The 15995-nt window shown below is 52.4% G+C and carries 6 protein-coding genes; 4 read left to right on the top strand and 2 right to left on the bottom strand.

All coding sequences use genetic code 11. From position 1 onward, the window contains the following. The first annotated feature begins 140 nt into the window (after positions 1 to 140). The 4 genes from P8N76_15965 to P8N76_15950 all read left to right on the top strand — a co-directional run bounded on the left by P8N76_15965 (position 141) and on the right by P8N76_15950 (position 11865). Entirely contained in the window at positions 141 to 6986 is a 6846-nt protein-coding gene (locus P8N76_15965) for a lamin tail domain-containing protein (GenBank protein ID MDG2383165.1), read from the top strand. Between the two features lie 135 nt (positions 6987 to 7121). Further along, on the top strand, positions 7122 to 8813 hold the full coding sequence (locus tag P8N76_15960; protein MDG2383164.1) for a CRTAC1 family protein: 1692 nt from the start codon (positions 7122 to 7124) through the stop codon (positions 8811 to 8813). After that, entirely contained in the window at positions 8810 to 10171 is a 1362-nt protein-coding gene (locus P8N76_15955; GenBank protein ID MDG2383163.1) for a tetratricopeptide repeat protein, read from the top strand. Before P8N76_15960 ends, P8N76_15955 begins: the two co-directional genes overlap by 4 nt. A gap of 26 nt (positions 10172 to 10197) precedes the next feature. Further along, positions 10198 to 11865 (top strand): CRTAC1 family protein, encoded by a 1668-nt coding sequence (locus P8N76_15950; GenBank protein ID MDG2383162.1) that lies wholly within the window; start codon positions 10198 to 10200, stop codon positions 11863 to 11865. 8 nt (positions 11866 to 11873) lie between these two features. Here P8N76_15950 and P8N76_15945 read toward each other — a convergent pair whose 3' ends face one another. Beyond that, positions 11874 to 13913, bottom strand: a complete 2040-nt coding sequence (locus tag P8N76_15945) for a tetratricopeptide repeat protein (protein MDG2383161.1) — start codon at positions 13911 to 13913, stop codon at positions 11874 to 11876. A gap of 87 nt (positions 13914 to 14000) precedes the next feature. Further along, positions 14001 to 15878, bottom strand: coding sequence for a VCBS repeat-containing protein (locus P8N76_15940; protein MDG2383160.1), 1878 nt, complete (start codon positions 15876 to 15878; stop codon positions 14001 to 14003). Positions 15879 to 15995 lie beyond the last annotated feature (117 nt).

Here is a 15995-nt window from a genome sequence, read left to right as displayed (position 1 = left end):
AAAGGCCTGGGAAAATCTCCCGGGCCTTTTCTATTTTGTCTTTCGTGTAGAGCGAATTTCCTGGTGATTTGTTGGGTGTTGGCGTATACATGTCCACTAGCTGACTAAGTCTTGACAAGGTTGTTTTGGGAGTAGTTTCGATGGGGCGTAGGCGACGTAAATTGAACCAGCGAAAGGGCAGAATAGAGCAATTGGAAGACCGGCGAGTATTGGACAGTACTGTCGTATTCAACGAGTTGTTATACCATCCAGCTAACACTGAGAGTCAAACGGAATGGATCGAACTGCACAACCAGATGGCAGTCAATATGGATGTTTCTGGGTGGAAGGTTGAGGGGATCGATTTTCAGTTACCGGCCCGGACGACCATTCCCGGGGGCGGCTATGTCGTGATCGCGAAGGACCCAAGCCGAATGGGAGAAGTCCATCAGGATTCACTCCTGCTGGGGCCGTACGAAGGGCAGCTGAGCAATTCAGGCGAGCGACTAGTGCTCCGCAATATCAGTAATCGTGTCATGGACACGATCGATTTCGACGACGGTGGAGTTTGGCCGGCGGCAGCTGATGGTTCGGGAGCCAGTCTCGCTAAGATCGAGGCACAGGCGGGGAGTGGCGCCGCCGTGAATTGGACGAGCAGTGGCTTTATCGGTGGGACCCCGGGTGCTGAGAACTTTCCCGAATTCGATCCCACGCCAACTTCTACGGTCATCGCCGCCGGTGATGCGATCTGGCGAGTTAACGATGCTGGCCAGTCGCTCCCCGCAAACTGGGTCTCACTGGAATACGGAGATGAAGAGTGGACAACAGGCGAATCGCCTCTTTACGCCGGGGAATTCCCTAGCATCAACCGACCCGGAGGAAACAGCATCGACGGCGAAGCGCAGTCGATCGTCATTCAGAATCCGAGTTTTGAAGCCAATGTACACGGAGATGTTGGCTATGGTGAGATTGATGGATGGACTCATTTGGGGCGAGTTGGCATCAATCCAACAACGACTCAAAGTCGACCCTTTGCGGACAACGGACAGATTCCCGATCAGAAGCAGGTAGGCTTTATCCAGAAGCGGGGATCGCTCTCCCAAGTGCTGGAAGGATTCTCCTTAGATCAAGAATATTGGCTGGAGTTTCATTACAACGCCCGGGCCTGTTGTGGTGCGAATCCGATCTTGTCGGTGAGTTACGCGGGTTCTCTGTTAATGGCTCCGACGCCTGTCGAACCTGTGGGGGGAGTGTCGGAATTTCAGGTCGCGCGTGTGCGGTTCACGCCTACGGCTGAAAGCGGGCAATTGCTGATTCGAAATCTTGCCTCAACAGGTGATAACACTTTGTTGCTCGATGCGATTTCGATTATTCCACGTGACGAAGAGCAGGTCCTGCTTTTCAACTCCAGCTTTGAGGCTTCTGGAGCGATTGATCTCCCGTTGAATGGGAATCAAATCGCGGGTTGGACTCATACCGGTTTCGGGACGCTCGGCGTGTCCACCATGCTGAGCCCTTTGCACGACAATGGAACCATTCCCGATGGACAGGCAGCTGTCTATTTGACGGGGCCAGGCACCCTCAGTCAATCCGTAGATGGGCTAATCCCTGGCGATCGTTACGAGATTCGGCTTCAAGTCAACGCGTCCTTAAGCGGATCGCGACCGAAGGTCGTCGTTGCTTTAAATGGACGGCCCGTGGTACTCGAGACGGTTATTGAGCCGGTCGGACAATCCGGGGCATATCATTTAATAACTCAAGCGTTCACTGCGTCAGCGGAATCCGTTCAACTCGCGATTCAACAAACCGATCAAGACGGCACGGGGACCCTGTTTGTGGATAACGTCATGTTGCGACATGAAGTGTCACCGCTCGCTACGGAGGTTAATGGCGATACCAACACGCATTATTTTCGACGTGAATTCGATTTCTCGGGTAATCCTGCAGAAACTGATCTTGCCATCAGCCATTTTCTCGACGATGGGGCGATCGTTTATCTGAACGGGGTTGAAGTGTTGCGTCATAATCTTGCAGCGGGTGTTGTCGACTTTTCCAGTCTGGCCGAAGCATCAGTGGGTGATCCGAGTTGGTCGGAGCCTCAAGTGATTTCGTCGACACCGTTGCAAAAGGGGAAGAATCTGCTGGCAGTTGAGGTGCATCAAGCGCTGACCGCAGATCCGGATATGGCTTTTGGCTTGGAGCTTGTCGCGGATGAATATCCGGTGAATCCGGATGCACACTCGTGGCCCGTCCGGATCAATGAGCTGAGTGGCAGTGATGCTGAGACCGGCCTGATCGAACTGTTTCATCTTGGCGATTCTCCGGTGGCGTTGAACGAATTGTTGCTGACCGTGGGTGAGCAGCCAATCCCGCTGCCGGATCAGTTGCTTCCTCCACAGGGAATTCAGGTCATCTCTATCCCCACATCGCTGCCGAAAGGCGATTTGGTTTCTTTAGTCCATGCGGGTGCCGGTCTGGTACTGGACGCAGTCCATATTGGCGAGTCCGCCCGCGGCCGTATGCCCGATGGAGAAGGGGCCTTCCTGAACGAAGTCACCTCATCATTTAACGCGAAAAATCAGATTCAGCTTGCCGATTCGATCGTGATAAATGAGGTCATGTATCATCAGATTCCAGAATTTTCTCGCACTGGCATCCCGCCCACCTTTGAGTTGGATCCTATCATCGAATTTGATAGTGAATGGCGTTACTACGATACGGGTGACGTGTTGCCAGAAAACTGGTTCGTTGATGCGCACCCTGTTGGGGGATCATGGAAGCAGGGGCCAGGGTTGTTGGGATTTGAAACCGGGCAGGTGATTGATCCGGGACTGGGAACGGAATTGCACGATGATGATTTTCTCGCATACTACTTCGAAAAAGAGTTCGAAGTCACCGCGGAAATGTTCGATCAATCGGATCGCTTTCAGATCAGGCATGTGATTGATGATGGTGCGGTATTCTATCTGAATGGTGAGGAATTCTTGCGGTTCAATCTGGATAAGGGACCGATCGAGCCAGGAACGAAAGCCTCGGGAGCCGTCAACAACGCCAAGGCGAGCCCCGTTGTCACAATTCCGAGAGAATTATTGTCGGTGGGGGAAAATCGTCTTTCTGTGCAATTGCGGCAACGGGCTCAAACGAGTTCGGACGCTATTTTTGGCTTGGAATTAACCGCAGCATCCATCGTTGAACCGGGAGTGCCAGCAACTCCATTCCAAGAAAACAATGAAGAATGGGTCGAATTGTACAACCGAAGTTTGCAGCCAGTGGATCTGTCCGGCTGGTCGCTAGATGATGCGGTGGAATTTGAATTTCCTGAAGGGACAATCATTCCGGCCGACAATTATTTGGTGGTGGCGAAAGCTCCCGTGCGACTCGCCGAACAATATCCCGCCGCTAACATCATCGGACCCTTTGAAGGGCGGTTGAACAATGGCGATGAGCGGATTGTTTTGCGGGATTCGCTGAACAACCGTTTGGATCAGGTCCACTATTATGACGGGGGGCGTTGGCCGAGTGCGGCGGATGGGGGGGGTGCAAGTTTAGAACTCGAAAGCCCCTTCGCCGATAACTCGATTGCCGAGGCATGGTCGGCGAGTGTGCCAAACCCGGATAGCCAATGGAAATCCTATTCCATCCGAATGACGGGAGCGAATCCGGAGGGGTTGTCGAGTCCCGTGGCCTTTCATGAATTGGTACTCGGTCTGCTGGATGAAGGAGAGGTTCTCCTCGACAACATCCAGCTCACGGAGGATCCGGCGAAGGATGCCGTTCAATTAATGCAGAATGGCGATTTTGAACAGGATTCGATTGGGGAAGCGCCAGCGCATTGGCGATGGGTCGGAAATCACAATCGAACCCAGGTGATCGTCGATCCGAAAGATCAATCGAATCAGGTGATGCAAATTGTTGCCGCCGGTCCCACCGAGCATATGAGTAATCATGGCGAATCGACGTTTGCTAATGGGGTACGGGTCTCATCGTCAAAAGAGTATGAGCTGTCCTTTGACGCGCTCTGGGTGAACGGTTCGCCTCAACTGAATTCGAGACTCTATTTTGCCCGGGGAGGCGCGACGACCGTTCTGGAGACGAATAGTCGGCAGGGTACGCCAGGCGAAAAGAATAGCACTTGGGTAAACAACGCAGGGCCACTCTATTCTGACTTGAGGCATCAACCGGTCGTTCCGCAAGCCGATGAACCGGTGGTCGTCTCGATTCATGCAGTGGATGCGGATGGGATCGGTGACATGACCCTGCATTACGCTGTGAGGAGTGGAGAGTTTCAATCGGTTTCCATGGAAATCAACGCGGATGGCCGTTTTCAGGCGACGATCCCCGGGCAAGCGAAGAGAGCAACGGTGCAGTTTTATGTCACCGGCACGGATCAGCGTGGTGTTCAGACACCATTTCCGGCGGAAGGCGCAGCGTCCCGCGCTTTGTATAAGGTTGATGATCCCCTTGATAATAGTACCGGTCATGGTCTACGCATTCTGATGAATCGAAATGATGTCTCGACACTCCATCGGGCGGATAACGTGATGAGTAACGGCCGCTTGGGGGCGACGGTTATCTATAACGACGAGGAAGTATTTTATGATGTGGGGGTAAGATTGCGTGCCAGCGGATACGGACGTCGTGGACAATTGGCGGGCTTCAATGTTCAATTCGATCCGCAAAAGAAATTTCGGGATGTACATCAAACCATTGCCTTAGATCGGGGAGCCGTCTTTTCGAATGGGAACGGTGGTGGGGTCCGTGGGCAACCTGGAGCCAGTGCCCACGAGTTATTGATCTATCAAGTAATCAATCATGCAGGTGGAATCGCTGGAATGTATGACGATGTCGTGTACGTGGATGCGCCACGTCGCGGAAACACGGGCCTCGCCCTCCTGAAAATGGCACGTTATTCCAGCGATTTTGTCGATACGTTTTTTGAGGACGGTGGGGATGGATCACTCTATAAGTATGAGTTGATCTATCACACGAACAGTACGGTGGACGGTAATCCCGAGTCCGTTAAGCAGGCGCCGAATGCGGTCATGGGTACCGATATTTCAGATCTCGGTGATGATAAAGAGGCTTACCGGCATAATTTCATACTGAAAAACAATCGGGCGCGTGATGACTACGATGGAATTATGGAGCTCGGAAAAGCCTTTTCGAAGAGAGGCGAATCGCTCGATGAAGCGACGCAGGAAATTATGGATATGGATGCCTGGATGCGCACCTTCGCGTTGCAATCGCTCGTCGGTACGGCCGATACTTACAACATGGGACTTGCCCATAACCTTGAACTGTTTGTCCGCCCGGACGGTAAGGTGGTTCCGCTTCCATGGGATGTGGATCATGGGTTCTATTACTCCACGAACGGAAGTCTCCTCGGTCGTGGTGGTAGCAATCTGGCGAGAGTCATCAAGCTGCCTCATAACAAACGGCTGTTCTATAAGCATCTGCTCGACTTAGTCCAAACGACCTACAACACCGAATACCTTACGGCTTGGGCTCAGCATTACGAAGAGATGACGCAACATAAAAATGTCGGTGATTTCTTCGTGGATTATGTCAAGGACCGTTCAGAATTTGTACTTTCTCGACTCGATCGCGATGCTCCCAGGATTCCGTTTGCCATTACTGCAGATCCGAACGGACCACTGCAGGTGAATGACCTTGTGGTTGCGCTGGAAGGAACCGGCTGGATCGATGTCCACGCCATTCGTTTAAAGGGTTCAGAGGAAATTGCGGAGGTCGCCTGGCTTGATGATGAACGATGGCAGATCACTTTCCCGCTGTTGCCTGGTGAGAATCAAATCGAACTCGAAGCGTTCAATTACCAAGGTGAAAAGGTTGGGGCGGATCAAGTCGTCGTGGTCAGCAATGCGGAGCGATCGCCGCTGTTTGATCATTTGCGATTGGTGGAAGTCATGTACCATCCGGCCGAACCAACGGCCGATGAGTTAGCGGTGAACCCAGATTGGCAGCAGGATGATTTTGAGTTTGTAGAGTTCTTGAATACATCGGACTCGATCACACTCGATCTGACCGGTGTCCGTTTTACGGATGGGCCCGCCGAAACCTACGATCTGGGCGCTAAGCAGCCTGCGCTGCAACCCGGTCAACGAGTCGTTGTGGTCAGTAATGCGGAAGCCTTTGCGAGTCGTTATCCTGGCGTTTCGTTTGTCGGCGAGTTTGCCGGCAATCTCCGTAACAGTGGAGAGCGATTGCGAATTGAGGATCAGCAAGGGACTGCCTTGATCGATTTTGTTTATTCAGACGACGCCCCGTGGCCTGAAGAGGCTGATGGGGCGGGGGCCAGTTTGGAATTGGTCGATCCGGTGTCGAACGCCGCTGCCGATCTCAGTAAAGCGGAAGTATGGAAAGCCAGTGCACCGATGGGCGGAAGCCCAGGCGCTAGAGGTGAGCTGGTCGGTGACGTGACGCAAGACGGAAAGGTGGATCTTGCGGATATCGATTTTCTTTGTACCGCCGCAAGTGATGATCTGTCTAGCGATTTGAATCGGGACGGTCTCGTCAATTTGGCCGATCTGACATTTCTCGTGGAGGATGTCCTCAAGACTGGGTTTGGTGATGCGAATCTTGATGGGGTTTTCGATTCCTCTGATTTGGTGATGGTCTTTCAAGCGGGGCAATATGAGGATCAAGTGGCCGGGAATTCGACCTGGGCGACCGGTGATTGGAATTGCGATCGCGAATTCACCACGAGTGATTTGGTCGTCGCCATGCAAGGGGGATCTTTTGTATCCGCGGCGCAGCCCGCGATCCTACCGGGACCGCTGTCATTGCACGAGCCAACGACAGGGCGCCACCGGTTAACATCCCGGGATCATACAGACGAGGATCTTGACCGCTATGCAGGTGCACGTCCGTCCGATTTGATGTTAGAAGCAAGAGACCGTCTCTTTGATGAATGGTCGAATGGTTCGCAAGACTTACGGATAAAACTTGACAGCTTGTCTCTCGCAGATGACGAATTTGACACAATCTGATCGACATCTGACCGGAAATTTCGATTGGAGTAACTGTCGTGTTGATCAGCGCCCGGAAATTTGTCTTCCGGTTTTGACGCCACCCCAGACGCGGAATATCCTGAAGGTAGTCAGTATTTCTTTTCGAGGATTGCGATGCGTCAATCTCTGTGGTGGCTACGTCAACCGATTTTCGGGGTAATTTTTGCTCTCGTCGTGGTGAGTCAAGCCTTTGCGCAATCGATAGAAATGACGGATGTGACGTCGGAGTCAGGCATTACATTTCAACATTCCGACGGTAGTGGCGGTCGCTATTTTATCGTGGAAACGATGAGTGCCGGGGTGGCTTTATTTGACTATGACCTTGATGGCGATATTGATATCTATTTTTTGAACGGGGCTCCGCAGCCAGGATCGTCGACGACAAAACGTCCAACGAATCGGCTCTATCGAAATGATGGTCAATGGCGGTTTACCGATGTGACTGATATGGCTGGCGTCGGTGATCCAGGCCACGGGTTGGGCGTCAGCGTTGGCGACTATGACAACGATGGTGATCCGGACCTTTACATCAATAATTTTGGCCCCAATATTCTGTATCGAAATGATGGGAACGGCAAATTTACCGATGTGACAGAAGTCGCGAACGTCGGGAATGGAAATCGCGTTGGGGCGGGCGTCGTCTTTTTGGACATCGAGGGGGACGGGGATCTTGATTTGTTTGCGGCCAACTACATCCGGTTTGCCCATGACCGTCACATACCACGCACAAAAAAGGGCTATTCGATTTATGGCAGCCCGGCAGATTATCCGGCGGAGACCAATACGCTCTTTCGTAATAATGGGGATGGAACCTTTACTGACATCAGCGACGAATCTGGGATTGGAGCGCATGCTGCGCCAGGTATGGGAGTTGTTTCAGCCGATTATGATTTCGATGGTGACAGTGACATTTTTGTCGCGAACGATGGGCAAATGAATTTTCTTTTTCAAAATGATGGACGGGGTAAATTTAAGGAGGTTGGTTTACTGAGTGGCTTTGCCTACGACGCCTCGGGGAGGACGCACGCCAGCATGGGAGTTGATTGTGCCGACTTCGACAATGATGGATTTCTTGATTTTCATGTCACATCGTTTCAGGGAGAAATGGCTACATTGTATCGGAATGTGGGTGGCAAACTGCTCGAGGATGTTACCAGTCGTTCCGGTGCGGGAATTGGAACTCGCGCTCCAGTAACCTGGGGAAATGGATTTGTTGATTTCGACAATGACGGGGATCGTGATCTGTACATCGCCTGCGGTCATCTTTACGACACGGTCGAAGAATTCGACCAATCTGCGACCTACGAGACGCCAAATTTGCTATTCGAAAATCAAGGTGAGGGGCGATACGCTAACATTAGTCGTCTTGGTGGACAGGGGATGCGCGTCCGGGGAAGTAGTCGGGGCGCTGCCTTCGATGATCTGGACAATGATGGAGATATCGACGCAGTGGTGTTAAATCTGCGAGGTACGCCGACGCTGTTGCGAAATGATAGTCAGGGCAACAACCGTTGGATCGATGTGAAGCTTGAGGGCAAAGTGACAAATCGTGACGGCGTAGGCGCTCGGGTGAAGGTGACGGCGGATGATTTGGTCTTGTACGACGAGTTACACAGCGGACGAGGCTACCAGGGCCATCATGGTTCGCGACTGCATTTTGGTATTGGAAAACGAGATCGGGTAGATCAAATTGAGGTGAACTGGCTTGGTGGAGGGACGACGGTACTGCGGGACTTAGCTCCCGGTCAAGTGATCACGGTTCGCGAGTCGGCAGCCGGGGCTGCGGAGAAGGGGAGTGACCGATGAATGCGATTCGAAGCGACGCTCTCTTGAGACTCATTCTGCAAAGAGTCGTACCCAGGGCCACCATGTTCCTGCTGCTGCTGCCGATCCAGACGGTGAATTGCGCAAAGCATCTTCGTGCTCAGGCTACAGAAGATCCGCAGCCAACCGTTCGTGCGCAGGCGGAAGGGCTAAAAAAAAGACAATACGAAATCGGGACAAAAGTTGTAACTGACTTCCCGGACAATTTTCAGGCCCTGCGATTAATGGGATACGTGCACAGTAGCCATGGGAGACTAGACGAGATGATTGCCTGCTGGCAAAGGTGTAGGGAGCTGGAGCCAGGCCGAGCGGACATTGTTGATCAGCTTGCAAGGCAAGCTCTAAAGGCTGAGGAGTACAAAGAGGCGATCGAGTTGTGGAAGCAGGCGCTGGAAATCGATCCGAATTTGAAAGATGCTTTCCGCCATGTGGGCGAAGCGCTACTCAATTTAGGAAGAGCGGAAGACGCGAAACGGGCGCTAAGACACCAGATCAAATTATCGCCCAATTCCGTAGAGGCCAACTATCTACTCGGTGAATCCTATTTTCAGTTGCAAGAGTTTCCCAAGGCAAAACAGAGTTATCGGAACGTCATCCGGCTGCAGCGAAGTCATTCACACGCTTACTATGGTCTAATCAAATGTTGTGCTCGGCTCGGTCAAGGTGAGGAGCTGGTGAAATATTCGAAGGCCTTTGAGCAATTGGAGCAAGAGGCCATTTCTGCAGATCAGGTAGTGCGATCCGAGTTTGATGACTTGCAGCAGATGCGAAGTCACCTTGCGAATACTTGTGTCCAAGCGGCCGAATTATATCGACGCGCCGATCCAGCGGGGGCGCGGCGTTTGTGGGAAGAAGCGGTCGATGCCGATCCGGCGAACGCGAATGCTCGCCAAGCGTTGGCGGCTTACTACCTCAAGCAACGCAATGCGTCGGCTGCTTTAGAGCAGTACGAAGCTTTGGTGAAACTGGAACCAAAAAACCCTAGTCATTGGCGGCAAATTGCCTTCCTGTACGGCCGAAAAGGTGAGTTGGCGAACGCAGAAAAGGCTTTCAAGAAAATGGTGGAAATTGCACCCAAGCAAGCGGAACCGTACCGGCATTTGGCAAGATTTTATCTGGCCGCCAATCGCGAGAATCGACTGGCTGAAAAACTAGCGGCCCGATCGCTTCAAATTCAACCGGCTGCGGAAGGCTATTTTCTGTTGGGGTGGGCTCAAGTTAAGAACGGAAAAGGGCCGCAGGGTGTCGCTTCGGTTAAAAAAGCCATTGCGTTGAAGCCCGATGATCCAGCCTATCGGCAGTTGTTAAACTCGATAGAAAAAAGCAGGTCGCAAAAGTGATTCATACCGGATCGAATTTATCAACGATGATTCGTCGCAACCTAGGCTTTGTTTTCCTGCTGCTCGGCTGTGGAATGTTGGACGCTGATGAATCACGAATTCGACTTACCGATGTAACATCCGAAACGGGAATTACATTTCAACATTCTGACGGTAGTGATGGTCGCCATTTGATTGTTGAGTACGTCAGCGCTGGCTTAGCGTTGTTTGATTATGACGGCGACGGGGATGTTGATATCTATTTCCTGAATGGTGCCCCCGCTCGAGATCGACCGAGTCGGCCAGTGCGTAATGCGCTCTATCGCAATGATGGAAATTGGAAATTTACCGACGTCACTCAACAAGCAGGTGTCGGTGACGACCAGCATGGGCTCGGTGTGACCGTCGGTGATTTTGATCAGGATGGCGATCCTGATCTTTACGTGAGTAACTTCGGCCCTAATCGACTCTATCGAAACGAAGGAGATGGAACGTTTACTGAGGTTGCCAAGGCGGCTGGCGTCGATGATGGAGACCGAGTTGGGGCGGGCGTCTGCTTTATCGATATCGACCAGGATGGTGACCTCGATCTCTATGTGGCGAACTATTTAAAGTTTTCCTACGACCAACAGATCGATCGTACCCGGCAAGGCTTTTCGGTTTACGCGAGCCCACTCGACTTTGATCCTGAAGCTGATTCGCTTTATCGGAACAACGGTGACGGCACTTTTGTGGATTTCAGTGAGGATAGCGGGATCGCGAGTAAGTTGGGTTATGGGATGGGCATGGTGGCGACTGACTTCGATTTAGATGGCGATAGTGACCTCTTTGTCGGCAACGATGTGGGGGCGAATTTCGTTTTTCAGAATAATGGAAAAGGTCGATTCAAGGAGATCGGTTTGCTAAGCGGTTTTTCGTACGATCGAACCGGAACCATCCAGGGGACAATGGGTGTTGATTGCAGTGATTTTGACAACGATGGGCATTTTGATTTGCATGTGACCTCCTATCAAAATGAACTGGCGACGCTCTACAAAAATGTAAACGGCGTCTTTCTCGAAGACACGACCAATCTGAGCGGCGCGGGTTTAGGAACGAACGCAGAAGTTACCTGGGGCAATGGATTTGTGGATTTTGATAACGACGGAGATCGAGATATTTTTGTTGCCTGTGGGCACTTGTATCCGAACGTTGAGCGATTCGATGATCGCACCTCCTATCGGGCGCGGAATATTTTGTTTGAAAATTCCGGGCAAGGAAAGTTCCGAAATGTGACGGATTCCGCCGGATCGGGAATGCGGGTGAAACTCAGCAGTCGTGGCGCCGGTTTTGACGACCTGGATAATGACGGGGATATCGATGTTGTTATTCTTAACTCTCGCGAAGGACCCACGTTGCTCAGGAATGACAGCCCCGTAAAACATCATTGGCTGGACGTCAGATTGGCTGGCCGTCGTGCAAATCGAGAAGGCGTAGGTGCCCGAGTCGAAGTCATGACTGGCGATAACAAGCAAGTGGACGAAGTTCGCCGTGGACGGGGATACCAAAGCCACTTCGGTTCCGACCTGCATTTTGGTGTTGGGACTAACGCGAAAATTGATGAGATCCGAGTTCACTGGCCGGGGGGAGGTGTGGATGTCGTCAAAGATGTGGCGACGAATCAGCGGATAACGATCGAACAGGGGCAAACATCCGTCCAAATCGATCGTAAATGATTTAAACCCTATGGATATTTGGCGTCGCTGTCACGGAATGGACGGCCATCTTCATAATGACGCAACCGTTGCTCAAAGGCAGTCAGTGCTTTTACGTTCTGCGAGCCAAGCCGCTTAATCGCCTCGAGTTGTGTCTCGCGAGCCTGGGTGAAGTCGCCAGCTTCGGCAAAGGCAGCAGCCAGGATGTCGAGCACGAGCGGATCATTGGTGGTTTGTCCAGAATTCAGCCGCTTTGCCAGCTCTAATGCCCGTTCTCCGTCGCGTACTGAATCTTCGTTACAGGTTGCCAATAGCCAAGTGAGTGCGAGGGTGGACGCAAAGTCTCGCTTTTCCAATTGCAGCGCACTCTCGAACTGTTTGGCGGCTTCTTGGTAGGTACCTGTTTCTAAAAGAACGCGTCCAAAACGTTGGTGAAGCTCCTGGCTTGGTTGTTTCCTTAAAACATAGCGGTAATGTTCAATCGACTCCTGAAACGACTTGCGAGAGCTGAGGGCGGTTGCCAGATTGATTCGGGCTGGTAGCGAATCAGGATTGAATTTGACGGCTTGCTGAAACGATTGGAGGGCCGCTTGCGAATCGCCGGCTTTCGCCAACAGGACTCCCAGGTTAATCAGTGCATCCGTGTGGTCAGCTTGTGCGGCAATGGCGCGGCGGAAATGATCGATTGCTTCTTCGGTTTGGCCCGACGCAGCGAGCGCGACGCCAAGGGTGAAGTTGGCCTGCGCATACTGTGAGTCAATTTGCGCCTTTTGTTCCGGGCTGCTCGCTAGGTCGCGGGCTCGTTTCAGCCGCTCTCGGTCCAGGGACAGATACCGGGCGTAGTCGGCTTGGTAGCCACGTGTGCGGAACTCCCTTGCTAATGCGCTGACCATTAGCTGGCGAGGAGGTGTGTTCCAGCTACCGGACAGAGGTGCGGAAAAATCACGCGGATCCTTGGCAGGCGAGTTCAACTGACGCACATCTTGGATGATTGCGCTCGGCGAAATTGGGCCGCGGTAAATGGCCGCTAATTCACCGTCCTTTGTAATTAGGAGACTTGTTGGAACTGATAACTGGGGTCGGCGGTTGAAAAGCAACTCTTCGAGGAGCAGTATTTTTTCGAGCGACTCCTGCTGAGCAATTCCCCGGGGCCAAGGAAAGCTAATTTTGTCTAAGAAGTGAATCGCGTCTTCGGCTGAGTCCGCATGGTTCTTGTCGAGGCCATTCAAAGAGAGTGCGAGGACGTCGATTCCTGCCTGTTTCAGGGAGTCGGCCTGGTCGGTCAATTGTTCTAGTTCAGCAAGGCAGGGCAAACACCAGCTGGCCCAGAGGGAAACGACTAGCGGGCGATCGTTGGTTGCGGTGAGTGGAGTTTCCGTGCCGGCATCAGCTCTGTATTTGACGATGGGTAATGGAACAGGAGTGGCGAATGCCACGCGTTGCAGTTTTGCAGGGGACGCTGTTTGCTGCTTCGAGGGTTTAAGAACGATATTCCTTGACGACTGATCAACGAGGATCGGTTTGCCAGCACCTTCGATTAATCGATAGCGATTTCCGAGTTGGCAGCCCTTGAAGGTCTCCAGCCTTCCTGAGGGCCAGCGTACGAGTACGCTCTCAATGGAATCGGCCTCTCCCAGGCCAAAATGTAACCACTTACTGGATTGCGACAGAAAAGCGTCTCCTGCAGACAATGTTTGGTGAATCGGTAGCGTCGTGGAGGGCGTTTCCCCGTTCGTGGGGTCTGGCAAGTGGACGGTAACGCGAGCTCCAATCCCATCGCGATTCGATTCAGTACCTTGGAGTTGAAAGGCGACAAATTTGTTCGACTGACTGGACCTCTGATCGCTTTGGTTAATCATTAAGCGCAGGCGAGGCCCCGTGCGGTTGAGAAACCAGAGGTCCAGGTCACCATCCTGATCCCAGTCGCTGACTGCAAGTGCGCGTCCGTCATCATCGTAGTTGAGACCGCTTACTGCCGAAATGTTCGCAAATGCTTGCCCATCGCAATTCATGAAGGCGCAATTACGCTCACGACCGCTGAAAGATCGACCCTCGCGCAGGAGTTTCATGGTTGCCCGCCATGAATCGCGATAGCTTGCCAGGTTGTCTGCCGTGGTCCGTGGTGATCGCGACACAACTTGTCGCCAGACGAAGCTTCATAAATCATCGTGATTGTCATTCGTCAGGTAGCCGTTGGCGACAATCAAATCGGGCCAACCTGTATTGCGAGTGTCGACAAAACGAGAACCCCACGCCCAACGGCCCATGGTGACCCCAAGCGTTTGACTTACATCTTGGAAATGAGGAGCGTTGTCGCTTTCATTGCGAAATAATGTGTTACCACGTGCCATCCTTTGCAGTTGCTTCACAGTGCCGGGCGAAACGCCTGCAGCGAAACGGTCTTGGTGAGTTATTCGGCTTCCAGCCGAGGAAAACATGTTGCCAACATAGAGATCCATTCGGCCATCACGATCATAATCGGCCCAGGAAACGGACATGCCCGACGCGTGGTCCTCCACATTCGCCGATTTGGCTGAATCATGAAATTGACCCTCATCGTTCATGTACAGATTGTTTCGACCGAAGTCGTTCGCCACATAAAGGTCCTGATCGCCATCGTTGTCGACATCTTCCCAGGAGGCGGCCATGCTAAAGCGACTGTTGTTTTGGTCGAGACCCGCGATTTGGGTCACATCCGTGAAATGGAAATCACCGTCGTTGCGAAGTAAGCGATTGGGAGCGCCGTTGTTTGCGTCATGATACGGAAGTGGAAAGGGGAGACCACGATGAGTCGGGTCTTTACGTCGCACGTCGTAACCACAAACGTAGATATCAAGGTCTCCGTCTGAATCATAATCGGCAGCGCAGAGGGAAAACGAATCGGTATCAGTGCTGATGCTGCGATGCAGGACGAAATGACCTGTGCCATCATTTTCGGCAATCTGTAGTACAGGGTCGGTGCCGACGACGAGGTCTTGATCTCCATCGTTATCTAAATCGATTAGAAGGGCTCCCACAGAATCTTCAAGGAAGTTAACTGCAGAACTTGCCGACGCATCGATTGCGGTACCATCCGCTTGTTGAATATAGAGGCGGTTCGGTAGGCCCCCCGCATCACAAACATAGAGATCATCGAGTTGGTCTCCGTTGACGTCGCCGATTGCCAGGCCATGATGCCCAAATTGACTCATGAACTCTCGCGGTATCTGGGGTAACCAGTCGGTGATGCTGGGTAAGATCTGTTGTTGATATGAATCATTCGCTTGCAATGCAGAGGCTGTACAGTCTCCGAAAAGTCGACCGGTCGGCATGACCAATTCCACCTGCTCAAAACTTTCCACATGGAAGCGGGTGATTTGCGGCGGTGAAATCTGACCTGCGGGTAAATTCCATCGACATTTCCAAACGGCTGTTTGTTCGGTCGCTTGTGCGGTCGTTCGGTTGCTGGCCTCGTAACGAATTAGCGTACTAAAGCCGTCGGCTTCGATTTCGATATCAAAAAGCTTGAAAGCGATTTCTAAGTGCGGGCCAACGCCCAAAGAGCGGCTTAATGCCTTGAGGGAGTCGACAATCTCTGATCTGTCGGAAAGCTGTGGCGGAGATGATTTTTTCAGGCGACGAACCACCACCCGATCAGTTTGAAATGCGATTGGCAAATTTAACGGCAGTAAAGGTTCGCCGGTAACCGTATCAGCGATAATACTGGACGATTGTGTCCGCAAGCGTTCCGAATTGAGCATTGCCTCTCGTAGTCGGTAGAGTTGCTGACTGGCAGCTTCGCTTATCGACTCGCTGGGCCAGTTATCTTGTTTGGGGTCCTGCTTATTTTTCAAGTCGGAGATTGGATTGGGCGGGTCGAGAGGGACGGCCGTAGTTGAGCCCAGCGTGATGATGCTGGACTCTTTCGACGCGTTTTCTCGCCCTGAGGCCGGGGGCACTTCGGAGGCCGGGTGGGAAGTCGGTTGCTTGGGTGGGCTTGGGCTGCAACCCCACGTTGCCAAAAACAGCAGGACCAAGAGATAACAGACGGGCACCGGTGTAAACGATCCTTGACGCAGTCGAAACTCGAAAGATTGCGGGCTCAACGCCGGTTTAATCATGAGTTCGGGTCGGATCCTGCGATTTTCTTGAGGAGTCAGAGGGGCGGTCGA

It is taken from the genome of Pirellulaceae bacterium (assembly GCA_029243025.1).
GTDB lineage: Bacteria > Planctomycetota > Planctomycetia > Pirellulales > Pirellulaceae.
This window is presented reverse-complemented; position numbering and strand designations above follow the sequence as displayed.